Origin of the sequence: Dethiosulfovibrio faecalis, assembly GCF_021568795.1 — a bacterium.
Lineage (GTDB): Bacteria > Synergistota > Synergistia > Synergistales > Dethiosulfovibrionaceae > Dethiosulfovibrio > Dethiosulfovibrio faecalis.
Window position 1 is genome coordinate 206782 of sequence record NZ_JAKGUE010000001.1, and the last position, 23711, is coordinate 230492.

Annotated in this window: 22 protein-coding genes, 1 tRNA gene and 1 riboswitch; all 23 genes read left to right on the plus strand. The window is 55.3% G+C overall.

What is annotated here, in order from left to right:
* Positions 1 to 4: 4 nt before the first annotated feature.
* Positions 5 to 1027 carry an S-methyl-5-thioribose-1-phosphate isomerase gene (gene mtnA / locus L2W58_RS01085; protein ID WP_236101124.1) on the plus strand — a complete coding sequence of 341 codons (1023 nt, stop codon included), beginning with the start codon at positions 5 to 7 and terminating at the stop codon, positions 1025 to 1027.
* Complete coding sequence (locus tag L2W58_RS01090) at positions 1024 to 2274, plus strand: adenosylhomocysteinase (protein ID WP_236101125.1); 1251 nt, start codon at positions 1024 to 1026, stop codon at positions 2272 to 2274. Before mtnA ends, L2W58_RS01090 begins: the two co-directional genes overlap by 4 nt.
* Positions 2275 to 2278: 4 nt before the next feature.
* Positions 2279 to 3553, plus strand: a complete 1275-nt coding sequence (locus tag L2W58_RS01095) for an amidohydrolase (protein WP_236101126.1) — start codon at positions 2279 to 2281, stop codon at positions 3551 to 3553.
* Between the two features lie 15 nt (positions 3554 to 3568).
* The gene (gene alaS, locus L2W58_RS01100) at positions 3569 to 6205 is read left to right on the plus strand and encodes an alanine--tRNA ligase (protein ID WP_236101127.1); all 2637 of its coding nucleotides are present in this window, start codon (positions 3569 to 3571) and stop codon (positions 6203 to 6205) included.
* Positions 6202 to 6618, plus strand: coding sequence for a Holliday junction resolvase RuvX (gene ruvX / locus L2W58_RS01105; RefSeq protein WP_236101129.1), 417 nt, complete (start codon positions 6202 to 6204; stop codon positions 6616 to 6618). The genes alaS and ruvX overlap by 4 nt, the downstream gene beginning before the upstream one ends.
* Before the next feature lies 1 nt (position 6619).
* Entirely contained in the window at positions 6620 to 9199 is a 2580-nt protein-coding gene (mutS, locus tag L2W58_RS01110; protein ID WP_236101130.1) for a DNA mismatch repair protein MutS, read from the plus strand.
* Positions 9196 to 10953 carry a DNA mismatch repair endonuclease MutL gene (mutL, locus tag L2W58_RS01115; RefSeq protein WP_236101132.1) on the plus strand — a complete coding sequence of 586 codons (1758 nt, stop codon included), beginning with the start codon at positions 9196 to 9198 and terminating at the stop codon, positions 10951 to 10953. The genes mutS and mutL overlap by 4 nt, the downstream gene beginning before the upstream one ends.
* A gap of 4 nt (positions 10954 to 10957) precedes the next feature.
* Positions 10958 to 11914 (plus strand): tRNA (adenosine(37)-N6)-dimethylallyltransferase MiaA, encoded by a 957-nt coding sequence (miaA, locus tag L2W58_RS01120; RefSeq protein ID WP_236101133.1) that lies wholly within the window; start codon positions 10958 to 10960, stop codon positions 11912 to 11914.
* On the plus strand, positions 11911 to 12738 hold the full coding sequence (gene ispH, locus L2W58_RS01125; protein ID WP_236101134.1) for a 4-hydroxy-3-methylbut-2-enyl diphosphate reductase: 828 nt from the start codon (positions 11911 to 11913) through the stop codon (positions 12736 to 12738). Before miaA ends, ispH begins: the two co-directional genes overlap by 4 nt.
* A gap of 32 nt (positions 12739 to 12770) precedes the next feature.
* The gene (locus tag L2W58_RS01130) at positions 12771 to 14309 is read left to right on the plus strand and encodes a S1 RNA-binding domain-containing protein (RefSeq protein WP_420827976.1); all 1539 of its coding nucleotides are present in this window, start codon (positions 12771 to 12773) and stop codon (positions 14307 to 14309) included.
* Positions 14310 to 14389: 80 nt separating this feature from the next.
* On the plus strand, positions 14390 to 14884 hold the full coding sequence (gene def / locus L2W58_RS01135; RefSeq protein ID WP_236101136.1) for a peptide deformylase: 495 nt from the start codon (positions 14390 to 14392) through the stop codon (positions 14882 to 14884).
* A complete protein-coding gene (gene fmt, locus L2W58_RS01140; protein WP_236101138.1) occupies positions 14881 to 15816 on the plus strand; it encodes a methionyl-tRNA formyltransferase in 936 nt (311 codons plus the stop codon). The genes def and fmt overlap by 4 nt, the downstream gene beginning before the upstream one ends.
* The gene (locus tag L2W58_RS01145) at positions 15813 to 16610 is read left to right on the plus strand and encodes a zeta toxin family protein (protein WP_236101139.1); all 798 of its coding nucleotides are present in this window, start codon (positions 15813 to 15815) and stop codon (positions 16608 to 16610) included. Before fmt ends, L2W58_RS01145 begins: the two co-directional genes overlap by 4 nt.
* A 41-nt stretch (positions 16611 to 16651) precedes the next feature.
* Positions 16652 to 16867 carry a 4Fe-4S dicluster domain-containing protein gene (locus L2W58_RS01150; protein WP_040383460.1) on the plus strand — a complete coding sequence of 72 codons (216 nt, stop codon included), beginning with the start codon at positions 16652 to 16654 and terminating at the stop codon, positions 16865 to 16867.
* Between the two features lie 11 nt (positions 16868 to 16878).
* A complete protein-coding gene (vorB, locus tag L2W58_RS01155) occupies positions 16879 to 17937 on the plus strand; it encodes a 3-methyl-2-oxobutanoate dehydrogenase subunit VorB (protein ID WP_236101141.1) in 1059 nt (352 codons plus the stop codon).
* Positions 17938 to 17949: 12 nt separating this feature from the next.
* Positions 17950 to 18696 carry a thiamine pyrophosphate-dependent enzyme gene (locus L2W58_RS01160; RefSeq protein WP_236101143.1) on the plus strand — a complete coding sequence of 249 codons (747 nt, stop codon included), beginning with the start codon at positions 17950 to 17952 and terminating at the stop codon, positions 18694 to 18696.
* Between the two features lie 13 nt (positions 18697 to 18709).
* Positions 18710 to 19273 carry a 2-oxoacid:acceptor oxidoreductase family protein gene (locus tag L2W58_RS01165; protein WP_236101144.1) on the plus strand — a complete coding sequence of 188 codons (564 nt, stop codon included), beginning with the start codon at positions 18710 to 18712 and terminating at the stop codon, positions 19271 to 19273.
* A 3-nt stretch (positions 19274 to 19276) separates the two neighbouring features.
* On the plus strand, positions 19277 to 19819 hold the full coding sequence (locus L2W58_RS01170; RefSeq protein ID WP_236101146.1) for an NUDIX hydrolase: 543 nt from the start codon (positions 19277 to 19279) through the stop codon (positions 19817 to 19819).
* Positions 19820 to 19869: 50 nt separating this feature from the next.
* The gene (locus L2W58_RS01175) at positions 19870 to 20763 is read left to right on the plus strand and encodes a tyrosine-type recombinase/integrase (RefSeq protein WP_236101148.1); all 894 of its coding nucleotides are present in this window, start codon (positions 19870 to 19872) and stop codon (positions 20761 to 20763) included.
* A gap of 20 nt (positions 20764 to 20783) precedes the next feature.
* A complete protein-coding gene (locus L2W58_RS01180; protein WP_236101149.1) occupies positions 20784 to 21602 on the plus strand; it encodes a purine-nucleoside phosphorylase in 819 nt (272 codons plus the stop codon).
* Positions 21603 to 21604: 2 nt separating this feature from the next.
* A complete protein-coding gene (locus L2W58_RS01185) occupies positions 21605 to 22915 on the plus strand; it encodes a thymidine phosphorylase (protein WP_236101151.1) in 1311 nt (436 codons plus the stop codon).
* Positions 22916 to 23320: a J domain-containing protein gene (locus tag L2W58_RS01190; RefSeq protein WP_236101153.1), complete on the plus strand. Its 405-nt coding sequence runs from the start codon at positions 22916 to 22918 to the stop codon at positions 23318 to 23320.
* Positions 23321 to 23382: 62 nt separating this feature from the next.
* A tRNA-Sec gene (locus L2W58_RS01195) sits at positions 23383 to 23481 on the plus strand.
* Positions 23482 to 23549: 68 nt separating this feature from the next.
* Positions 23550 to 23684: riboswitch (FMN riboswitch) on the plus strand.
* Positions 23685 to 23711: the final 27 nt, after the last annotated feature.

The window sequence follows — 23711 nt, forward strand, 5'->3', positions numbered from 1 at the left end:
TTGGATGGTCCCCGATACGTTGAAATGGAACGAAGGGGAGCTTGCCCTTTTGGATCAGACGAAACTTCCATGGGAGGTCGCCTTCGTCCGTTGTAAAACCTGTGAAGAGGTGGCCTCCGCCATAAAGTCCATGGTGGTGCGAGGCGCCCCTGCCATCGGGGTAGCGGCGGCCTACGGCATGGCTTTGGCCCGTCTGGGCGGAGAGGACATGCAGGAGGCTAGGTCTCTTCTGATGTCGACTCGCCCTACGGCGGTAAACCTCCGATGGGCCCTCGAGAGGATCGACAGGTTAACCGGAGCCTCTCCTGCCGCTGTCGTCGGTGAGGCAATGGCGATACATAGGGAGGATCTCAGCATAAACGAGGCCATCGGGGAATACGGAACCAGCCTTATACCGGACGGGGCTACCGTCGTCACCCACTGCAATGCCGGAGCCATAGCCACATCTGGCTGGGGAACCGCTCTCGGCGTCCTCAGATCCTGCGTGCGTTCCGGCAAGAGAATTCGGGTGTACGCCGACGAGACCCGTCCCAGGCTTCAGGGAGGACGTCTCACCGCCTGGGAGCTTCGGGAGGATGGGATAGACGTCACGGTCATGACCGATGGAATGGCGGCCTGGCTGATGAAAAAAGAGAAGGTAGACGCCGTCCTGGTCGGAGCGGATCGGATAGCGATGAACGGCGATACCGCCAACAAGATAGGTACCTACGGACTTTCCATCGTCGCGAAGTCCCACGGAGTGCCTTTCTACGTAGCCGCCCCTATGAGTACCTTCGACGAAGGTCTTTCCGACGGAGATGGCATACCCATAGAGGAGCGGGACGGTTCGGAGATAAGATCTCCCTACGGTTCGAAACTGATACCGGAGGACGTTCCGGTCTGGAACCCCGGGTTCGACGTCACTCCCGGCGAGAACGTGACCGCCATAGTTACGGAGATGGGGGTTCTCAGACCTCCCTACCTGGAGTCCATAGCGGAGACGATTGACCGTCGTCTAAAAGACGAGAGAGGATGTGCTGATCGATGAGGAATTTTTCCGTGGCCGACATGGATATGGCCCCTAAAGGCAAGCAGAAACTGGACTGGGCCTGGCAATATATGCCGGTCCTTTCGTCGTTGGAGAGGCGTTACTCCGATGAGAGACCCTTCGACGGTGTGCGATTGGCCGCCTGTCTTCATCTAGAGGCCAAGACCGCCTGTCTGTTGAGGACCTTCTCCCGTCTGGGGGCTGAGGTCTTCGCCGCCGGCAGCAACCCCCTTTCCACCCAGGACGACGTCTGTGCCGCTTTGGTCTCCGAAGGGGTGCACGTTTTTAGTCACAGAGGCATGGATCACGACAGCTACTTCGGTTATCTTAGAGACGTTTTGAACAGCGATCCGGAGATAATAGTCGACGACGGAGCCGATCTAGTGGCGACCTTGTTGGACGAGAGGAAGGACCTTATAGGAAAGGTCAAAGGCGGTTCGGAGGAGACCACCTCGGGGGTAAAGAGGCTCAAGGCTATGGAGAGACAGGGAATCCTTCCGTTCCCGATGATCTCCGTCAACGATGCGGACAGCAAGTACCTTTTCGACAACCGCTACGGCACCGGTCAGTCCGTGTGGGACGGGGTTATGAGGACCACAAACAGCCTCATCGCCGGCAAGGTAGTGGTGGTCGCAGGATACGGCTGGTGCGGCAGAGGGGTCGCCATGAGAGCAAAGGCCCTGGGTGCCAGGGTGGTCGTGACCGAGATAGACCCTCACAGGGCGTTCGAGGCCCTTATGGACGGCCACGAGGTAATGACCATGGATGCCGCCGCACCCTTGGGAGATATCTTCCTCACCTTGACCGGCAACCTGGACGTCATATGCGCCAGACACATGGATAAGATGAAGGACGGAGTCATACTGGGCAACGCGGGACATTTCGACGTGGAGATATCGAAGTCCGATCTGACCTCGATAGCCTCCGGTGTCTCCGAGGTCAGACCCAACGTTACCTGCTACAGGACGGAGGACGGTCGAAATATCTACCTCCTGGGGGAGGGACGCCTGGTTAACCTGGCGGCGGGAGACGGACATCCCATAGAGATAATGGATCTCAGCTTCGCGCTGCAGCTCCTGTCGGCTCTTCACGTTCACAGGAACCACGAAGACATGGATTCCAGGCTTTATCCGGTTCCGGAGGATATCGACCGTCTGGTTGTTTCCACCAAGCTGGAGTCCCTGGGAGTCTCTTTGGACGAGCTTTCCGAGTCTCAGAAGGCCTATATGGCAGACTGGAGGGAGTGAGTCAATGACGATGCTTCTGAAGGACGTGATGTTTCTCGACGGATCGATGGATTCTGCGAGGTCCGGCGATATCCTGATCGAGGACGGGAAAATATCATCGGTCGGGAAGGCAGGAAGCCTGATCGGAGACGATATGGTGGACGGCAAGGGACGGATGGCGGTACTGCCCGGTTTCGTGAACTGTCATACCCATGCCGCCATGAGCCTTCTGAGGGGGTTGGGAGAGGAGAGGCCTCTGAAAGAGTGGCTGGAAGAACAGATCTGGCCGGTAGAGGCGAACCTCAACCCGGAGAGGATATACTGGGGAACCCGATCCGCCCTCATGGAGATGGCCTCCTCCGGTACCACCTGTTTCGGCGATATGTACTTCGAGATGGACAAGGTGACAGAGGCCGCCAAGGCATGCGGTATGAGAGCAGGGATCTGCCGTGGTATAGTCGGAGGCGACGAATCCAAAATAGAGGAATCGCTCGCTTTGGCCGATAGATATAAAGACGATCCCATGGTAACGGTGCAGATGGGTCCCCATGCTCCCTACACGGTGCCCTTAGACGTCATGAAGAGGATAGCCTTCTCCGCCAAGGATAAAGGTATGTCCGTACATCTTCACTATCTCGAGACGGAGTGGGAGCTTGGATACCTGAAGGACGAGTTTGGAACCGGCGCCATGGAATATCTGGAGAAGACCGGATTGTGTGACGTTCCGGGACTCATTCTGGCTCACTGTGTATGGTTCCCGGAGGGCGAGCTCTCCGATCTGTCGAGGATACCGGCTACTGTGGTACACAATCCCGGCAGCAATCTGAAGCTCGGCAGCGGGGTGGCTCCGGTGAGCTTGATGATCTCCAGCGGCGTATCGGTGGCCTTGGGCACCGACGGAGCCGCCAGCAACAACCGTCTGGATATGTGGGGCGAGCTGAGAACCGCGGCATTGCTCCATAAAGGGGTATTGAGAGACCCGTCTATCGTAACCGCCAAGGAGATACTGGACGGGGCTACCTACAGGGGCTATCGAGCTCTGGGGTTCGAGAAAGCCGGACTGATCAGAGAGGGCTGGAAAGCCGACCTGGTCCTGGTCGATCTGGATGGGCCTAATTACATAGGGGTGAACGAGGAGAACCTGGGGGTTTTTCTCGTATATGCCGGTTCCTCTTCCGACGTGGCGGGGACCATGGTGGACGGTAGCTGGATCTACATAAACGGGGAATTTCCCGGACAGGACGAGGAAGAAGTCCTCTCCAACGCCCGTAAGGCACGGGCTGAACTGATACGCCGTTAGGGGTGACCGATAATAATGGAATGGAAAAGCGGCAAAGAGATCCGTCGACTGTTCGTCGATTTCTGGGTCTCCAAAGGTGCCAAACACTACGATAGCTTCTCTCTGGTTCCCGAGGATCCTACTCTATTGTTCACCATAGCAGGTATGGTCCCCTTTAAGAAATATTATCTCGGCATAGCCGAACCGGATGTGGACAGCGCAGTAACCTCTCAGAAGTGCGTCCGAACTAACGATATAGACAACGTGGGACGTACCGCCAGGCATCATACCTTTTTCGAGATGCTCGGAAACTTCAGCTGGGGCGGGTATTTCAAGAAAGAGTCCATAACCTGGGGGTGGGAGTTCCTCACCGAGGTCATCGGTCTAGATCCCGACCGTATGTACGCCACCATATATAAGGACGACGAGGAGGCCTTCGACGTCTGGACCAAGGACGTCGGACTTCCCGACAGTCGTATACTTCGCTTCGGTGAGGACGAGAACTTCTGGTTCATGGGACCTCAGGGACCATGCGGTCCCGACTCGGAGATCCTCTACGACCAGGGACCGGCCTTTTCCTGTGGGCCGGACTGCAAGCCCGGTTGCGACTGCGACAGATACCTTGAGATATGGAATCACGTGTTCACCCAGTACGATCGCCAGGAGGACGGCTCTCTGCTTCCTCTGCCGAGGAAGAACATCGATACCGGCATGGGACTGGAGAGACTCACCTCTTTGGTCCAGGGGGTCAGCAACGATTTCGAGACCGATCTGTTCCGTCCCATAATGGATCACGTGTGCGATATGGCCGGAATAGGATATGGCGACGGTCCCGAGGGGGATATGGCGGCTAAGGTGATCTCGGACCACATAAGGGCGGTCTCCTTCATGATAGCCGACGGCATTCTTCCCTCGAACGACGGGCAGGGCTACGTTCTGCGCCGTCTGCTCAGAAGGGCCGCCCGTTACGGCAGGTTGATAGGTCTCAAAAAGGCCTTTCTGACCGACCTAATACCGAACGTCATGGATATAATGGCCGATCCCTACAGGGAGCTTCTGGACAACCGTCTCACCATAGAGCAGGTGGTGGCGGTGGAGGAAAAACGTTTCGGTCGTACCCTGGAGCAGGGCAGCGATCTCCTCCATCAGGAGATATCCTCGGTGCTTGCCGGAGATGGAAGCATACTTTCCGGAGATGTAGCATTCGAGCTTTACGATACTTACGGTTATCCTCTGGAGCTGACCAGAGAGATCTGCGAGGAAAAGGGGCTCTCCGTCGACGAGGACGGCTTCCGAAGGGAGATGGAGGTTCAAAGGGAGAGGGCTCGATCCTCCAGCAAGCAGGCTAACGCCGTGATGACCGGAGACCTCTACGCCGAGTTGCTTTCCGAACATGGAGCTACTCCCTTCTTGGGGTACGATTCCCTTGAGATGGAGGCAGATCTGACAGTTCTGATGAAGGACGGAAAGGTTGTCGACAGCGCCTCGACGGGAGACTCTGTTGAACTTTTACTGTCCCGAACTCCCTTCTACGCCGAGAGAGGCGGTCAGGTGGGAGATCAGGGCTTCGTCAAGGGAGACGGCTTCGTCGTAGAGGTGGAGGACACACTTCACCCGGCGGGAGATCTCATAGTTCACAGGGGAATGGTCACCAGCGGAACCGTAAAGTCCGGTTGCGAGGTTAGGGCGATGGTGGACAGGGACAGGCGGGAAGCCATAACCAAAAACCACACCGCCACCCATCTTCTCCATGAATCGTTGATAAGGGTCCTCGGCGGGCACGTCAGACAGAACGGCTCTCTGGTGTCCGACCGATTCCTCCGTTTCGACTATACCCACTTCGAACCTCTGAGCTCCAGCGAACAGGACGAGGTGGAGCTTATGGTTAACCAGGAGATACAGAACAACAAACCTCTCAAGGTAGACGAGACCGATCTCGCAACCGCAAAGAACCTGGGAGCGAAGGCTCTTTTCGAGGAGAAATATGGGGACAAGGTAAGAGTGGTATCCATATCGGAGTTTTCCTCCGAGCTCTGTGGAGGGGTCCACGTTCGCGCCACCGGAGAGATAGGTCTGTTCAAGATCATCAACGACGAGAGCATAGGATCGGGCATCAGACGCATTACCGCCATGACCGGGATGAACGCCTTCAGAAACTACCAGAACATAACAGGAACCCTGAAAGAGCTTTCCTCTAATCTGGGGGTCCGTCCGGCCAGGTTGATAGAGAAGATACAGTCCATGGACGAGGAAAACAGGGAGCTTCAGAAAAAGCTTCAGCGCTACACGATCCGTTCGGCTATGGATGATCTCAAGGAGAGCGTGGTCAAGACCGACATAGGCCAGGGAGTGTCCCTCTACGTGGCCTCTATAGAAGGGGTTACCCCCGATCAACTTCGAGAGGTCGGAGACAGCATAAAGGATAAGGACCCCGGATCGGTGACCCTGTTGATATCCAGCGACGGAGATCGTACCCAGATGGTCTGCATGGTCGGTAGCGGTGCCGTGGAGAAGGGACTGCACGGAGGGAAGATCGTCAAGGAAGTGGCCGTTTTGTTCGGTGGAAAAGGCGGCGGTAAACCCACCATGGCCCAGGCCGGCGGCCCCAAGATCGACGATATGAAGGATATCCTCGATAAGGCTGTGGCCATAGTGAAAGGGTACGTAAAGTGACGAGAAGAATCGTGGCTTTGGATATGGGGACCGTCCGAATAGGGGTCGCCATGAGCGACCCCCTGGGATCTTTTGCCCAGGGGGTCGCGGTATGGGATGCCGAAGGAGACTGGCTCTCCGATTTGAGAGAGCTCGTCACCTCTCGGAACGTCTCCACCGTTGTGGTAGGGCTTCCCATAAGGGAGAACGGGACGAAGGGACCTTCCGCCGAGAACGTGGAGGCCAAGACCGAGGCGGTAAGAGAGGCATTTCCCGATTTGGAGATAGTGATGTGGGACGAGAGATACACCTCCACCATAGCCAACAGGGTGCTGATCGAGGGAGACGTGTCCAGAAAAAAGAGAAAGGGTCAGGTGGATAAGGTAGCCGCCACAGTGATATTGCAGGGATATCTGGATTCCCTGAGGAGGTAATATGTTGAAAAGCTTCACCTTGCCGGATGGAGTAAAAATGACTCCTATGTTGGAGCAATTCGTCCGGTGGAAAAACGAGTACCCCGAAGCTCTTCTTTTCTTTCGCATGGGAGATTTCTACGAGCTTTTTTTCGACGACGCCAAGGTGGCCTCGGAGGTTCTCGATATAGCCTTGACCGCCAGAGACCAGGGCAAAAAGATCCCCATGGCTGGGATCCCTCATCATGCGGCGGAGAGCTACCTTGGAAAATTGATAAAAAAAGGCTATCACGTGGCCATATGCGAACAGATGACCGAGCCGGACGGCCGTTCTCTGGTGGATCGTCAGGTTATAAGACTGGTTACTCCCGGGACCTATCTTCCGGAAGAGACCGGAAACGACGGACGACTGGTCGCGGTTCGGAGACTGGATCGGCACAGATGGGCGGTTGGATCGCTGGAACCGGGAACCGGTTTTCTGGAGGCGGGGGCGATGCCTTTGGACGAGGTAAGAGGGTTCCTGTCCGCCTACAGAGGATCGGAGATACTTCGCCCCAAAGGGAAGCTCCCGGAGGAGATAGCTTCCCTTATCGAGAGTGCCCCGATTGTCGAACTGCCTGTGGAGGAATTCGATCCAGCCGGAGGAGCCAGATGGCTTCAGCATAGATGGGACCTGGCCTCTCTTCAGGGTTTCGGTTTTCAGGATGGCGCTCCGGAAATAGGGGTCGCTGCAGCCCTGCTTCGTTATCTGGAGGAAACTCAGTTCGGAGCTGCCAGACACGTATCGGGAATAACCCCGGTGCTTTCCTCCCGATATCTGCACCTCGACGTAACCACTCAGAGGAACCTCGAGCTTTTCGACGGTGACGGACCGTCTCTTTACGACATACTGAACCGGTGCAAGACGGCCTGCGGAAGAAGACGTCTGAGAGAGTGGATAACGAGGCCTTTGATGGATCCAGGGGAAATCTCCCGCCGTCTCGACGTTCAGGAAACCCTTATTAACTCCTCGGACGGATTGAACGATCTGCAGGAGGGACTCGGGCGTTGCAAGGATATCGAGAGATCTCTGGCGAGGTTGCACATGCGATCGGGGAATCCCAGGGACCTGGCGGCGGTCAGGGATACCTTATCCGCTCTCCCCTCCATAGAGGAGGCCCTTAAAAGTGTGGGTTTGTCCCATCTGCTTCCCTGTAACGACGACTTTCACGGCATATCGGATCTTCTCTCCAGGGGGATTGAGGACAGTCCGTCCAGGGTTCTCGGAAGCGGAAAAATCGTGAGAGACGGTTTCGACGATAAGCTGGACGAATGGAGGAACTTTGCCGAGAGAGGTCAGGGATGGCTGAACGATTTTACCCAGAGGGAGAGAGATCGGCTTTCAATTCCCAGGCTGAAGACGGGATATTCCAGGGTCTTCGGGTATTACGTGGAGATAGGAAAGGGCTCTATGAGGGACGATCTCGAGCTTCCCGAGGATTACAGGAGACGGCAGACCCTGGTTTCGGCTGAACGTTACACCACTTCGGAGCTGGGCGATTTCGAGGAAAGAATGTCGAGATCGGAGGGGGAGGTTCGAAAACGAGAGACCGAGTTGTACGGTATGCTCTTGGAGAAAACCCTGGAAGAGACAGAAAAGCTCCAGTCTCTAGGCAGAGCGTTGGGGAATCTGGATGTCCTGGCCTCCCTGGCGGAGGTCTCCAGAGAGAGAGGATATATCAGACCTGAATTCAGCGATGGCGGAGACATCTCGATAAAAGGAGGCCGCCATCCCGTAGTCGAGGCCGTACAGAAAGAAATTCCATTCGTTCCGAACGACGTGGATATGAAGATGGAAGGAAACAGGTTGGCCATAGTTACTGGGCCCAACATGGCGGGCAAGTCTACCTATCTCAGGATGACCGCCCTTCTCGTCATAATGGCTCAGATGGGGACCTATATACCGGCGGAATCGGCAGAGCTGGGACTCTGCGACAGGGTTTTCACCAGACTGGGAGCCAGAGATGAACTGGCCTTCGGGAACAGTACCTTCATGGTCGAGATGGTGGAGACCGCCAACATACTGCACAACGTCACGGACAGAAGCCTGGTCATTTTAGACGAGGTGGGACGAGGAACGTCCACCTACGATGGCATGAGCATAGCCTGGGCCGTCCTGGAGTACCTCCAGGGTGCCTGTGGTCGCTGTCCCAAGGTTCTTTTCGCCACACACTATCACGAGCTCACCGCTCTGGAGGGGCGGATGCCCCACGTCTTCAACCTGAGGGTGGAGGTGGAGGAGCGTCCGGACGGGGTGACTTTTCTTCACAGGGTGGTTCCCGGTCCTGCCGATAGATCCTACGGAGTCGAGGTGGCTCGGTTGGCCGGATTGCCCCGAGTGGTTTTGTGCCGGGCTCAGGAGCTTTTGGAACGTTTCGAGAAAAGTTCGGAAGATGGGGCGTCGGTTCCGGAACCCTCCGTTCAGATGGAGTTTTTCGACCTGAAGGGAGATGCCATAATACAGGAACTAGCCTCTCTATCCCCGGACGAACTGACCCCTATTCAGGCTCTGGAGAAAATCTACGAGCTGCACGAGGAAGCCCGAAAGGCGGTGAAACCTTGACGATCCATAGATTGCCCCAAACTGTAGCCATGAGAATAGCGGCGGGAGAGGTCGTAGAAAGACCGATCTCCGTCGTAAAAGAGCTGATGGAGAACAGTCTTGACGCGGGGTCCTCCAGGATCTCCGTATCGGTGATCCAAGGCGGTCGCCTTTCAATCGTGGTCGAGGACGATGGTTGCGGCATTACCCGAGAGGATCTGCCTCTAGCAGTGGAAAGCCACGCTACCAGCAAGATATGCTCTATCGAGGACCTCGAGGCCATTGCGACCTTGGGGTACAGAGGAGAGGCCCTAGCCAGCGTGGCGGCGGTGAGCCGCCTGGACATAAGGAGCAGGACAAACCAAGAGGACAGCGGCTCCTGGCTCAGGATGGAGGGGGGGGGCTCTCCCGAGGTGGACGAGCAGAACTGTCGTGTGGGTACCAGGGTACAGGTGGACGATCTATTCTTCAATCTTCCGGCGAGGCGCAAGTTTCTTAAGAGCGCCAGAGCGGAACTTCGAAGGGTAACCAAAGTAGTTCAGGAGTTTAGCGTCGCCTATCCCTCGGTTGCCTTCATCTTGAACAGCGACGGTAAAAAGATCTACGAGACCCAGGGGACCAGGGACAGGGTGGATGTCCTGAAGGGCCTTTGGGGGAACGAACCGGAGATACTGACCTCGTCGGGGGCTAGAGGCCCTTACTCGGTCACCCTTTGGTGGCAGAGGATCTCCAAGGTCTCCCGGGTTTCCGTAATGGCTTTCGTCAACGGCAGGAGGGTGGAGGACGGAACGATCAGGGCGGCTATCTCCTCCGGCGAGACCCATCCGGGAGGGAACTGGGCCGTATGGATAGAGACCCCGCCAGACGAGGTGGACGTGAACGTACATCCGGCGAAGACGGAGGTCCTCTTCAGACATGGAGGCGATCTCTTTGCCGCGGTCAGGGACGGAGCGGTCTCCATGAAAGGCCGGACCTTGCCGGAGTGGAAAAGCCGTCCGTTCCCGCGAACAGGATCTCCTGCCGGGGCCTATGCTCCGAAATACGCTCCGAAAGGAGAAGCTCTCTTCAGAGGGGTGGAACCTTTCCCTTCCTCTTCCGGATCCGGCGGCGATACTCGCCCCAGGTCCTTTAAATTTTCCTCTGTCCCTGCAGCGGAATCCTCATTCCTTCCGATCAGGGAGCAGGTTAGCGACCCCGTGGAGGTGGACGAGGGGCCCCATATCTCATATCTGGGACAACTGAATTCGGGATACCTCGTTTTCGACGACGGTGGCGACATGGTCTTGATGGACCCCCATGCGGCACACGAGAGGATAAACTTCGAGAGGATAAAGAAGCGCTGTTCTTCCGGGTACGGAACTCAACACTTAGCCGCTCCCGTTCACCTGCCTCCTACGATGGCATCCGAGGTCGATCACAGGGAGGAACGTCTTGTCTCTGTCGGTTTCGTCTTTTCCGTCGGCGACGGGGAAACCACGCTGGAGGGGATTCCCGACGTCCCCGGTTGTTCTTCCGTATCTCCCGTCGATATGCTCAGGACCACCATCGCCTCGCTGTCGGAAAACACCGATACAGGCGAGATAATGTGGCTGAAGTGGGCTACCTTGGCGTGCAAGGCCTCGGTGAAACTTACCTGGAAGCTGTCTCGGGAGGAAGCCGTAGCTCTTTGGAGAGATCTCACCCATTGCGAAACCCCCTCCGCCTGTCCTCACGGGAGGCCCGCTGTGTTGAGACTTTCCTCTGAGAAGATGGCCTCCCATTTCGAGAGGAGTTGAATCTTTGGCTATTCCGATATTGGCCGTTATAGGCCCTACCGCCGTGGGGAAGACCTCCCTGAGTCTGGACTTCGCCAAGGCACTGAACGGAGAGGTTATATCGGTGGACTCCAGGCAGGTCTATCGTTATATGGATGTAGGCACCGATAAAGTGGATCATACGACCAGGAGGGAGATACTGCACCATCTCATAGACGTAGTCGACCCCGATGAGACCTTCAGTGCCGCGGATTTCGCCGAACAGGCAACCGCCGCTGCCGATAGAATAAGGGAGAGAGGGAGGGTCCCCATCCTGGTAGGAGGAACGCCGTTTTACTACAGGGCCATGTTGGACGAGGTCCTTACGATCGACGTTCCCTCCGATCCGGATATCCGAAGGGAGCTGGACGCAGTAGGAGACGAGGAGAACGGTCCTGCCAAGCTACATTCCATCTTGGAGGAGGTGGACCCAGATAGCGCCTCGAGGCTTCACGTCAACGATACGGTGAGGGTGATAAGGGCCATCGAGATATTCAAGCTCTCGGGCAAGCCCTCTTCCTGGTGGCGCGATCGTCCCAAGAAGGAGAGCGGACGGTTCGCCCCATTGTATTTCGGTCTGACCAGGCCGAGAGAAGAGCTTCATCGAACGATAGCCAAGAGGGTTCGTCAGCAGTTTCACGGTGGCTATCCCGAAGAGGTTCGCTGGCTTCTGGACAACGGTTTCTCTCCCGAGCTCCCGTCTATGAAGGGTTTCGGCTACAGAGAGCTGGTACTCTACCATATGGGTAAGATGTCTCTGGAGGAGGGAATCGAGTCCGACACCGCGGCTACCAGACGGTTTTCCAAAAGACAGATGACCTGGTTTAGAAAATTTTCTCCCGCCATATGGTACGATCTCTCGGAAAAAGAGTATAATAAAGTGTTGTCGTCGATGATCGATGAGGCGGTGCGCCATCTGAGAGCCGGGGGTGTCGTCCTGTGAAAGTAGCTGTGGCGGAGCCTACGGGGCTTTGTTTCGGAGTTAAGAGGGCCATCCGTACGATGGAGGAAGCCTTGGAGGAGAAGGGAAGGGTCTTCTGTATAGGCAGCCCTATCCATAACCCTCAGGAGGTTCAGCGATTGGTGGACAAGGGACTGGTCGTAGTGGAAGACGACGATTGGATCCCTCCTGACCAGCCCGTTTTCGTGAGGGCTCACGGGATATCTCCGGACGTGCATCGGCGACTTCAGGACAAAGGCGCCCGCATAATAGACGGGACCTGTCCTTTCGTTAGAAAAGCTCAGGAGATGGCAGGCAGGCTGTCGAGAGAGGGGTATTACCTCGTGGTTCTCGGCGACGAGAACCATCCGGAGATAAAGGGTATCCTAGGTTACGTAGAGGGACCTTATATGGTGGTTTCCGGGAAAAAAGATCTCCGAGCTATTGATAAAATCGATAAAATTGGTATTATATCTCAGACGACCCAGCAGGAATCGACCCTCAAGGAGCTGGTGTCAGAGGTGGTTGGGTTGGCTAGAGAGATAAAGGTCTCCAACACCATATGCAGAGCGACCGTGGAGCGTCAGGAGGCCGTTCGCCGTTTGGCCGATAAGGTCGACGGTATAGTGATAATAGGTGGCCATAACAGTGCCAATACGGGGAAACTTTTCCGCATTGCGCAGGAGTCCGGCACCCCTGCGCTCTGGGTTGAGCAAGCGGATCAGCTCGACGGGAGGTGGTTGTCGGGAAAGGGTACGATAGGTATCGCCGCCGGAGCAAGTACGCCGGATTGGCTTATCAAACAATTACAACAAGCGATGCTTTAACCATCGCAGGACGTCAGGGGGATGTCAAGATAATGAGTGAAGATATGCAGAACTACACAAACGAGGAAAACATGACCGAGACCATGGACGAGTCCGCACCTATGACTATGGAAGAGCTTCTCGAGAGCACCGGTGGGCTCGAGGAGATCCACAGAGGCAAGGTGGTTTCCGGCAAGGTAGTGGACCAGGTCGACGGTGGATGGCTCGTAGACGTGGGCTACAAATGTGAGGGTTTTCTGCCTACCAGAGAGTGGAGCCATCATATATTGGTCGACGACAACGAGGAGCCCGAGCTTGGACAGGAGCTTCAGGTCCAGGTGGTCAACATCCGTCAGGGTGAGGAATCTCAGCTCATCGTCAGCCGTTGGCGCTGCGAGTTCGATCGTAGATGGCAGGAGCTGGAGGAGAAGATCTCCGGACAGGAGACTTTCTCCGTCAGAGGACTTCGCAAGGTCAAGGGCGGACTTATGGTGGACTGCTGTTCGCTAGAGGGATTCATCCCGATCTCCCATCTCGCCGAGGAGGGAAGAGGGGTAAACCCCGGCAAGTTCATCGACGAGGTGTTCGACGTAAAGCTTCTCGAGAAGGATCGTCGCAAGCGTCGTCTCGTGCTGTCTCGCAGGACCATACTGGACGAAGAGCTCAAAGAACAGAGGGAAAACTTCTACAGGGACGTGACGGAGGGAACCGTTCTGGAAGGGACGGTCAGTAGCCTCACCTCCTTTGGAGTTTTCGTGAACCTCGGTCCTATCGACGGTCTTGTCCATATCAGCGAGCTTTCCTGGCAGAGAAACGCCAAGCCCAAGGACATCGCCAAGAAGGGCGACACGGTCAAGGTCAAGGTTATAGGTATAGATCAGGAGCACAACAGGATCTCTCTCAGCGTAAAGCAGACCCAGAGCGATCCGTGGGAGACCATCACCGAGAGGTGGAAGGACGGCGATACCGCAACCGGAACGGTCACGAACGTAACCGATTTCGGCGCTTTCGTGGAGGTCGAGGCTGGAATAGAGGGCCTTATCCACATAGGAGATCTGAGCTGGACAAGGATCAAGCATCCTAAAGAGGTTATCAAGAAAGGCCAGGAGGTCGAGACCGTCGTTCTCAACGTGGATCCGGTCAAGAAGCGCCTCAGCCTCGGATACAAGCAGCTCAACGATCCGTGGGATGGCATAGAGGACAGATATTCCAGAGGACAGGATATTCCGGTTAAGGTCGTCCGTCTAGCCGACTTCGGAGCTTTCGTGGAGCTCGAGAAGGGTGTGGAGGGCTTGATCCATATATCCCAGCTCAGCACCAGGAGGGTAGAGAAGCCCGGGGATGTCCTATCCGAGGGGCAGGAGGTCACAGCACGGGTGATCGAGGTAAACCCCGACGATCGTAGGATTCGTCTCAGCATAAGCGCTCTCGAGGAGGGCGATAAGAGGCAGAGGGCTCCTCAGAGTGGAGCTAGGAAGAAAAAATCCGACGGTGCCAACCGTCCGATGACCAACTTCCAGTCCGAAGAAGGCCCCATAACCCTGGGCGACGCCTTCGGCGAGGCTCTGGGTAACCTATTCGACAAAGAGTAGCATAGACAGAGTACGTTGCCGCTTACGCCATCCTCCTGAAAAGGGGATGGCGTTTTAGCGTTAATCAGGAGGTTTTTATCTTGTCAGATAGAACTATAAGGATATATCCCGATCCGGTTCTTCGAGAGCCTACCAGGGAGATAGAACGGTTCGACGACGACTTCAGATCTTTCCTAAAGGAAATGGAGTCCTTGATGTACGAGTACGACGGAGTCGGCCTGGCCGCTCCTCAGGTGGGGGAGTCCCTCAAGGTGGCGGTTATCGCCTACGAGGGAAAGCTTTACGTTTTGGTCAACCCCAGGATAGTCGACTATGACGGCCGACAGATGGACCAAGAGGGGTGCCTCAGTTTTCCTGGAATCTTCGAGGACGTAGCTAGGCCAGCTTCTGTGGTGGTGGAGGCTCAGGACGAAAACGGAGAGCCCTATTCGGTCGAGGCGGAAGGTTTTCTCGCCAGAGCGATGTGTCATGAGATCGATCATCTGAACGGCAAGCTCATGATAGACCATCTATCTCCCATGAAAAGAGAGATGGTCAAGAAGAAACTCAAAAAGAGAAAGAAAGAGGATCTATGAGCTGTTGGTTTATGGGAACCGGGAGTTTTGCCTCCCTCTGCCTGAGCCGCATAGTGGAACTGGGCCTCATCCCAAAGCTGGTAGTGACCATGCCTCCCAGAAGAGGCGGTCGAAGAGGGTTGGCTGAAACCCCTACCCCTGTGGACGTCCTGGCTACGGAGCGTAGCTTGAACGTCCACAGATCGATAGACGTAAATTCCGACCGAACTCTGCTGGATCGTATGGAATCGGACGGTCCCTCGGTTATATTCGTGATCGACTTCGGTCAGAAAGTCGGAGAGCCCTACCTTTCCATCCCGGAATACGGATGCCTGAACGTCCATCCTTCTGCATTGCCTCTTTACAGAGGAGCCGCTCCGGTCCAGAGGGCCATAATGGACGGAGCCAAGCAAACCGGCGTGACCGTTTTTCGTCTGGTCGAAAAGATGGACGCCGGGCCGATCCTGATTTCTCAGTCTATCGAGATAGATTCGGAAGAGACCGGCGGAGAGTTACTCTTTCGACTTGCATACATAGGTGGCGATCTTTTGAATAGAGGGGTACACTTATTGAAAGAGAAGGGAATTTCCCTTCAGGATCAAGATCACCTTAAAGCTACCTATGCCCACAAGATAGACAAGGCCGAGGCTCTTCTCTCCTGGGAGATGTCGGCTGTTGCTTTTCACAACACCACCCGAGCCCTCAATCCCACCCCGGGAGCCTTCACGTTTTTCCGTGATAAAAGGCTCAAGATATGGAGAACCACTCTAACGGAGAAAGACCTAGACGACGTCGTCGGTGCGGTAAGAATAGACGAGGAAGGCTTTCCCGTAGTGCGTTGTTCTTCCGGTTCCGTAAAATTGATGGAAGTACAGCCTGAGGGCAGGAGGACCATCGACGGGAAGGATTGGTTCAAGGGTTCTCACCTTTCGGAAGGAGATCTTCTGCTATGACCCAAAGCCGAAACAGATTCGTAGATCTCATAAACAGACATTCCTGGCCCAAGGCGATCGCTGTGACAGGAGCTTTGGGTTCCGGCAAGACCGAGTGGGTTCTTAATCTGGCGTTGGGGTTCAGTTCAGTCGGTGAGGACGTGACCATCGCGGACGTGGACATAATAAACCCCTATTTCTGCATCCGTCAGGTCAGTGAGACCCTGGAGGACAGTGGATTCAAGGTACTTACCGCTCCGGACAGCGCTAAATGGGCCGATATGCCCCTGGTGACGGCTCAGGTAGACTGGGCACTTTCTGAGCCCAACGGCAGGTTGCTCATGGACGTAGGGGGAGATGCGGAAGGAGCGCTGGCGTTAAAAAAGTACAAGGATAGAATGGTTTCCGCTGGATATCTGCTTATCCTCGTGGTAAACGCCTACCGTCCAATGACCTCGACAGTAGAGGGGATCTCCAAGATGAGAAAACGTATGGAAGAGATCGGCGAACTTGAAGTAGGAGCGCTGATCTGCAACTCTCACCTCATGACTGAGACTACTGTAGATGTCGTAGAAGAAGGCCTGAAACTGGTGGAGGCTGCCGGAAAAGAGATGGATCTTCCGGTCCTCTACACCGGAGTGCCACCTCAACTTGACGACGAGGCCGTAAGGAGATTCGCCAGCAGAGAGGCGTCCCCGTGGCCCGTTTCACGATATATGTTGCTTCCATGGGAAGAGGGTGCCATGTGGTCTACAGGGGTACCCTCCAAAAACCAAGGAGCTCGAATCCTCCGTCAGGAGGCTGACAAGGGCTAAAGTAAAGTGCAGCAAAAAACGCGAGAGGGGTGTTGTTGCTCATGGCAAAAGGGCGAATAGAAGTCGCCGAAGAGTACTGCAAGAGCTGTGGCCTGTGCGTGGCCGCCTGCCCGGTCAAGGTGCTTCGTATTTCGGATCATCTTAACTCGAAGGGTCACCGTCCAGTGGAGCAGTACAAGGAAGGTTGTATCGGTTGTGGGATGTGTGCCATCTCCTGTCCCGATGCGGTCATCGAGGTCTACAAGGAAACGGAGTAGGGGGGATCGATATGGCTAAGGTATTAATGAAAGGAACCGAGGCGATAGCTGAGGCTGCCATCCAGGCCGGTTGCAGATATTTCTTCGGATATCCCATCACACCGCAGAACGAGATCCCCGAGTATATGTCTGCTCATCTTCCCGAGCACGGAGGGATCTATATTCAGGGAGAGAGCGAGGTCGCTTCGGTCAACATGATACTGGGTGCCGCTGCCACGGGATACCAGGTAATGACCACGTCCTCCAGCCCGGGAATCTCTCTTATGTCCGAGGGACTCAGCTATATCGCCGGATCGGAGCTTCCGGCTGTCGTGGTCAACGTCATGAGAGGAGGCCCAGGTCTCGGAGGTATCCTACCGTCGCAGGCGGACTATCTTCAGGCTACCAAAGGCGGTGGAAACGGAGACTATCATCTGATGGTGTTCGCTCCCAGCACCCTTCAGGAAACGGTGGAGGTCGTACAGTCCGCATGGGATTACGCCTTCAAATATAGAAACCCGGTCATGATCCTGGCCGACGGCTTCATGGGACAGATGATGGAGCCGGTGGAGATAACCCCTCATGAGACGGAGAGAGGGGACTGGAAAAACTGGGGACTGGGAAACAAGGGAACCAGAGAGGGTAAAAAGAGATCTCTTATCAAGAGCATGTATCTCACCGCCGAGCTTCTTGAGGCACATAACAGCAAGCTTCAGGAAAAGTACGACAGGATGCAGAAAGAGGACGTCAAGTGGGAGGAGCTTCACGTAGAGGACGCCGAATTGGTCATAGCTTCCTACGGAACTACCGCCCGTATCGCCAAGTCCGCCATAAGTCACCTGAGAGAGCAGGGGTACAAGGTCGGAATGATCCGTCCCATAACCCTGTTCCCCTTCCCCTACGAGCCCTTCGAGAAGCTTACCGATAGGGTGAAGCATATTCTAGATCTCGAGATGAACATGGGGCAGATGATAGACGACGTCAAGATCGCTACGAAGAGCCGTTTCCCCGTCAGCTTCTACGGTCGTTGCGGTGGAGTAGCCCCCTCGGTCGAAGAGATCGAGAATCAGTGTAAGCAAATCCTGGGATAGGGGGTCCTCATAATGGCTGAAACCAAAGTTTATTCTCGTCCTACGACCTGGGCAAAAGACATCCACACCCATTATTGTCCCGGTTGCGGTCATGGAATAGCCCACAGGATGATCTGCGAGGTCATCGATGAGATGGGCATACAGGAAGAGACTGTCAGCATGTCCCCGGTGGGATGTGCTGCGATGATGTACGACTATATCGACATAGATTACGTCGAGGCAGCTCATGGTAGAGCTCCGGCAACCGCCACCGGTATCAAAAGGGTTCTCCCGGACAAGTTCGTCTTTACCTATCAGGGAGACGGAGATCTGGCCTCCATCGGCATGGCAGAGATCGTCCACGCCGCCAACAGGGGGGAGAAGTTCTGCACCTTCTTCATCAATAACGCCATATACGGCATGACCGGTGGACAGATGGCACCTACGACCCTTATAGGTCAGAAGGCCACCACCTGTCCTCAGGGAAGAGATCCCGAGCTTGCAGGATTTCCTATGAGAATGTGCGAGATGCTTGCCACACTGGAGACCCCTGCCTATATAGAGAGAGTCTCTTTGGCCAAGCCGAAGTACATCATGCAGGCCAAGAAGGCCTTTCAGAAAGCCTTTAACTACCAGAAGGAAGGCAGAGGGTTCTGCTTCATAGAGGTCCTCTCCACCTGCCCCACCAACTGGGGTATGAACCCGGTGGAGGCCTTCGAGTGGCAGATAGAGAAGATGATCCCCTACTATCCTCTGGGCGTCTTCAAGGACTTCGAGTAAGGGGGCCGGTGATATGTCCGATAAGTTTTACATGGATCTTCTAGCCGCCGGCTTCGGCGGACAGGGAATAATGATGTTGGGGCAGTTGGTAGCCTATTCGGGAATACACCAGGGACGTCACGTGACCTGGATTCCCGCCTACGGTCCCGAGATGCGCGGAGGTACCGCGAACTGCTCCTGCGTGGTGAGCAGCGAGGAGATCGGATCTCCCGTCGTGGGCTCCGCCGACGTAGTGGTTGTGATGAACCAGCCTTCGCTGGAGAAGTTTGCTCCCAGGGTCAAGCCCGGTGGGTATCTCATCTACAACAGCGATCTCGTTGAGTATTCCTCTCCCAGGACGGACGTAACGGTCCTTCCCGTTCCGGCTCAGACGATGGCCCACGATCTCGGAAGCGACAGGGTTGCCAACATAATAATGCTCGGAGTTATCGTCAAGGCCTCCGGCATGGTGTCCAAGGAGGATGCTCTTGAGACCATAAAGGAGAAGCTTGGAGCCAAGAAACCCAAGTTCCTTCCGATGAACCTCGAGGCCTTCGACAAGGGTATGTCCGTAGCCGAAGAGCTGATAAACAGATAGCCCATGGATCAAAGGGAGAGGTCGATAGCCTCCAGGTCGGTTTACGAGGGGAATATACTGAACCTTCGTGTGGACGACGTGGTAATGCCAAACGGTAGAGAGACCAAGAGAGAGGTCGTCGAACATTCTCCCGCGGTCGGAATCGTGGCCGTTCAGGACGGATGTCTGTTTTTGGTGGAACAGTTCAGATATGCGGTGAGAACCTCTATCTTGGAGATCCCGGCAGGCATAGTCGAAAAGGGTGAATCCCCCTTCGAGACCGCTTGCAGGGAGATACAGGAGGAGATAGGCTATCGAGCCGACCGAATGGAGGAGATCGGGAGACTATACACATCTCCGGGGTTCAGCGAGGAAGAACTGATTTTCTTCTGGGCCGAGGGGCTCTCCCCTTCGAAACTTCCCGCCGACGACGACGAATCGATCGTGGTACGCAAAGTGCCTATATCTGAAGTTTGGAATATGATCCGAGACGGGACGATCCGAGACGGTAAGACCGTTGCGATCCTTTCCCGACTGGCTTTAGAGGGAAAAATAGCATATCATTAAGGGAGGCCTTGTGCCTCCCTTTTCGTTATCCTTCGTCAGGAGCTGAGTCTATGACGTCTTTCTCTTCCATCCTAGGACAATTTTTAAGCTATCTCTCTCTGGAGCTGGGCGAGAGCCAGAACACCTGCAAAGCTTACCGTGTCGATATAAGTCAATGGAACGATTTCTGTTCCCGATCGGGCAGGGATTCCGTTGCCTCCGACTCGGACCTTTACGGAAAATACGTCCACTATATGAGATCGATCGACCTTGCTCCGGCTACGATTCAGAGGAAGTGCGCCGCGGTCAGGACATGGATTAACTTCTTGGTCGTGGAGGGCTATGTCTCGGACGATGTCCCTATGCCGACCTTGCCGGATAGGCCTAAAAGACTGCCTCAGCTTTTGACCGAAGGCGAGATCTCCAGGCTTTTAGGGGCCTGTGACGGGGACCCCATGGGGTATCTGGACTTCAGGGATAGAGCCATATTGGAGACCCTTTACGGATGTGGCCTGAGGGCCTCCGAGCTATGTTCTCTGAAGCTGAGGGATCTTCAATTCGAGAGGGGCAGTATGATAATATTCGGCAAGGGGAGCAAAGAGAGAATGGTCCCCTTGGTGGGAAGCGCTAGACGGTGGATTGAGCGTTTTATAGACGAGGCAAGGCCGTCGGTGGTAAAAGAGGGCGTCGACCAGGTTTTCCTGTCCAGAAACGGACGTCCAATGAGGCGGGAGTCTCTGTGGAAGATGATAAGAAAAAGAGGCTCCGTTGCAGGTATCTCTCAGAGTCGTCTTCATCCTCATGTGATAAGACATACCGTGGCCAGCCATCTTCTAAGAAGAGGCATGGATCTTCGGACTCTGCAGGAGTTTCTGGGACACGAGTCCATCGGCACTACGGAAAAGTATCTTCATTTCGATCAGGAGCTGCGGGATGTCTACGACCGTAGTCATCCTAGAGCATAGATACCCAGGAGGTAGATCGTATGATCAAAAAGATAGACGAGGCGTTAAGTACTATAAAGGACAGAGTCGGCTTTACCCCGGATATCGCGGTGGTACTGGGCTCCGGGCTAGGAGCCTTGGCCGATGCCATAGAGAATCCCATAGTGATTCCCTACGAGGAGATCCCCCATTGGCCTATGTCGACGGCTCCAGGCCATGCCGGTAGGCTGGTGGCAGGGTCTTTCTGCGGTAAATTCGTCGTAGCCATGCAGGGAAGGCTGCATTTCTACGAGGGCTATCAGATGGACCAGGTCGTCTTTCCGGTAAGGGTATTCGGAAGATGGGGAATACCCTATTTCGTGGCCTCCAACGCCAGCGGCGGGATAGGTTACGGACTGGTGCCAGGGGATATGGTCTTGATACACGACCACATCAACCTCATGGGCACCAACCCTCTGATAGGTCCCAACCTCTCGGAACTGGGAGAGAGGTTCCCCGATATGTCCTACGCCTACGACAGGGATCTTCTGGATATAGCCGAGGAAGTGTCGAGGGATAAAGGAATAACAACAAGAAGAGGGGTATACGTGGCCTTCACCGGGCCTTCCTACGAGACCCCGGCGGAGATACGCATGGCCCGTACCCTTGGGGCCGATGTGGTCGGCATGTCCACCGTTCCGGAGGTCATAGTGGCCAGACAGGCCGGCATGAAGGTCTTCGCCGTCTCCTGCGTGGCCAACTATGCAGCAGGTATGACCGCTTCGGCTCTTTCCGAGCAGGAGGTCCTCGACGAGATGGGCAAGGCAGCGGGAAAGCTTACCGCCCTTGTCGGCGGGGTAATAGAGAAGCTGGAAATGTAGCCATGTTCGACGTCTTGAGGTTCATAGAGACCAAAAGGGACCGAAGGAAACACGATAAAGGGGATATCGAGGCCTTCGTGACCGACGCTCTGACCGGACAGGTAAAGGAATATCACATCGCCGCCTGGCTGATGGCGGTCTACCTCAACGGGATGGAGGAGGACGAGCTCCTGAGCTTTACCTCCGCTCTCGCCGAATCGGGAAAGAGGGTTTCCTTCCCTAAAGGATTGAACTGCATCGATAAACACAGCACCGGCGGCGTGGGAGACAAGACCTCTATGGTTCTGGTCCCCTTGGTGGCCTCCTGCGGCGTTCCGGTGGCAAAGCTCTCGGGGAGAGGGCTTGGCTTTACCGGAGGTACTGTGGATAAGCTCGAATCGATCCCGGGATTCAGGGTCGATATGTCTCTGGCAAATTTCAGCGATCAGGTGGAGAGGATCGGTTGCGCCATCGCCGGTCATTCTCACGATCTGGCGCCGGCGGAGGCCCTTTTCTACGAGCTCAGAGACGTGACCTCCACCGTTCAATCCGTACCTCTCATCTGTTCGAGCATCGTGAGCAAGAAGATCGCCGGGGGAGCCTCCGGCTTCGTCTTCGACGTAAAATACGGTTCCGGGGCGTTGATGGAGAGTCTTCAGGACGCGGAGATCCTGGCGAAATCCCTGGTGGACGTATCCGATAAGCTGGGTTTCCCAAGCTCTGCCCTCATAACCTCCATGGAACAGCCACTAGGAAGATGGGTAGGAAACTCTATGGAGGTTGTCGAAGCCATAGAGGTTCTGGGAGGCGGTGGACCTGAGGATACGGTGGATCTGTGTCTTGATCTTGCGGGAGAGATGATCTTTCAGGGCGGCCGGGCCGATTCTCCCGATTCGGGGCGGGCCATGGCCCGAAATGCCCTTGATTCGGGAGAGGGACTGAGAAAATTCGCCGATCTCGTCAGAGAACAGGGTGGAACGGAGGAGGTTCTCTTTAATCCTGAAAGATATCTCAAACACGGTCCGATGGTGCACGAGGTTAAAGCCGAGACCTCCGGTTTCGTCTATTCGGTGGACACCAAATCCGTCGGAGAGGCGGTCCGCAGGATAGGCGGTGGACGAATGAACAGGGAAGATCAGGTAGATCCCGGCGCCGCTATAGAGATAATGGTCGGTATCGGCGATTCCGTTACGGCAGGACAGCCTTTGATGAGGCTTTTCTGTAACGATAGATCCCTGGCCGATTCAGGCGTTCCCTTTGTTGCGGGAGCTTTTTCCATTCGGGAGGAGCCTTCCGAGGCGCCTAAGCTGGTTCAGGAGAGGATAGGAAGGTAGATGGCCCTCATCCTTCGTCTGTTGCGGCTTCTGCTTCCCCTGTTTCTGTTTTATCTGATCGGCAAGATACTGAGGAGTTTCATAGCCGTTTATATGTATCAGAGAAGCCGGGGAGGCGGTGGATTTGGCGGATTCGGTTATGGAAATCCAGGCGGGGAGAGATCTGGAAGCGGAGGATTCTCCTACGATGGTCGTTCGACGATCGATCCCTATATCGTACTGGGTTGTTCCAGATCCAGTTCTACCGACGAGATAAAGAAAAAATACAGAGAGCTTATAGCCAAGTATCACCCCGATAGATTCGTGGGGATGAGTCTGGACGACGATTTCGTGAAATTGGCTTCGAAAAAATTTCAGGATATACAGGCCGCCTACGATTCCATAAGGAAAGAGAGGGGTTTTTGACGACTGCTTTCCTCGGGGTTTTCAAATCGATCCTTATGGGGTACAATACATCACGTTTCGCTGGAAGCGAATGTGTCCTGGTGGGCGCCCCGGGCTTCAAACCCGCGCGGGAGGCGGTATAGGCCGTCTCCGGTGAGTTCGATTCTCACACGCTTCCGCCAAAATTAAGACAAAAAGCCGCCTGTAAGGGCGGCTTTTTTTATGGTCTCATATATGCTATAGTTTCGACAGCCATTCTCGGGGCGGGGTGAAATTCCCCACCGGCGGTGTTCCGGATTTTTCCGGTAAGCCCGCGAGCGCTCAACGCGTTGATCTGGTGAGACTCCAGAGCCGACGGTCACAGTCCGGAAGAGAGAGGATGCCGCATCTTAAATGGACATTCCCCCCCTTT

Bases quoted from the DNA above. Each gene is read 5' to 3' on its own strand.
- mtnA (WP_236101124.1), top strand. From the start codon at position 5: ATGGTCCCCGATACGTTGAAATGGAACGAAGGGGAGCTTGCCCTTTTG.
- L2W58_RS01090 (WP_236101125.1), top strand. From the start codon at position 1,024: ATGAGGAATTTTTCCGTGGCCGACATGGATATGGCCCCTAAAGGCAAG.
- L2W58_RS01095 (WP_236101126.1), top strand. From the start codon at position 2,279: ATGACGATGCTTCTGAAGGACGTGATGTTTCTCGACGGATCGATGGAT.
- alaS (WP_236101127.1), top strand. From the start codon at position 3,569: ATGGAATGGAAAAGCGGCAAAGAGATCCGTCGACTGTTCGTCGATTTC.
- mutS (WP_236101130.1), top strand. From the start codon at position 6,620: ATGTTGAAAAGCTTCACCTTGCCGGATGGAGTAAAAATGACTCCTATG.
- L2W58_RS01130 (WP_420827976.1), top strand. From the start codon at position 12,771: ATGAGTGAAGATATGCAGAACTACACAAACGAGGAAAACATGACCGAG.
- fmt (WP_236101138.1), top strand. From the start codon at position 14,881: ATGAGCTGTTGGTTTATGGGAACCGGGAGTTTTGCCTCCCTCTGCCTG.
- L2W58_RS01145 (WP_236101139.1), top strand. From the start codon at position 15,813: ATGACCCAAAGCCGAAACAGATTCGTAGATCTCATAAACAGACATTCC.
- L2W58_RS01150 (WP_040383460.1), top strand. From the start codon at position 16,652: ATGGCAAAAGGGCGAATAGAAGTCGCCGAAGAGTACTGCAAGAGCTGT.
- vorB (WP_236101141.1), top strand. From the start codon at position 16,879: ATGGCTAAGGTATTAATGAAAGGAACCGAGGCGATAGCTGAGGCTGCC.
- L2W58_RS01160 (WP_236101143.1), top strand. From the start codon at position 17,950: ATGGCTGAAACCAAAGTTTATTCTCGTCCTACGACCTGGGCAAAAGAC.
- L2W58_RS01165 (WP_236101144.1), top strand. From the start codon at position 18,710: ATGTCCGATAAGTTTTACATGGATCTTCTAGCCGCCGGCTTCGGCGGA.
- L2W58_RS01170 (WP_236101146.1), top strand. From the start codon at position 19,277: ATGGATCAAAGGGAGAGGTCGATAGCCTCCAGGTCGGTTTACGAGGGG.
- L2W58_RS01175 (WP_236101148.1), top strand. From the start codon at position 19,870: ATGACGTCTTTCTCTTCCATCCTAGGACAATTTTTAAGCTATCTCTCT.
- L2W58_RS01180 (WP_236101149.1), top strand. From the start codon at position 20,784: ATGATCAAAAAGATAGACGAGGCGTTAAGTACTATAAAGGACAGAGTC.
- L2W58_RS01185 (WP_236101151.1), top strand. From the start codon at position 21,605: ATGTTCGACGTCTTGAGGTTCATAGAGACCAAAAGGGACCGAAGGAAA.
- L2W58_RS01190 (WP_236101153.1), top strand. From the start codon at position 22,916: ATGGCCCTCATCCTTCGTCTGTTGCGGCTTCTGCTTCCCCTGTTTCTG.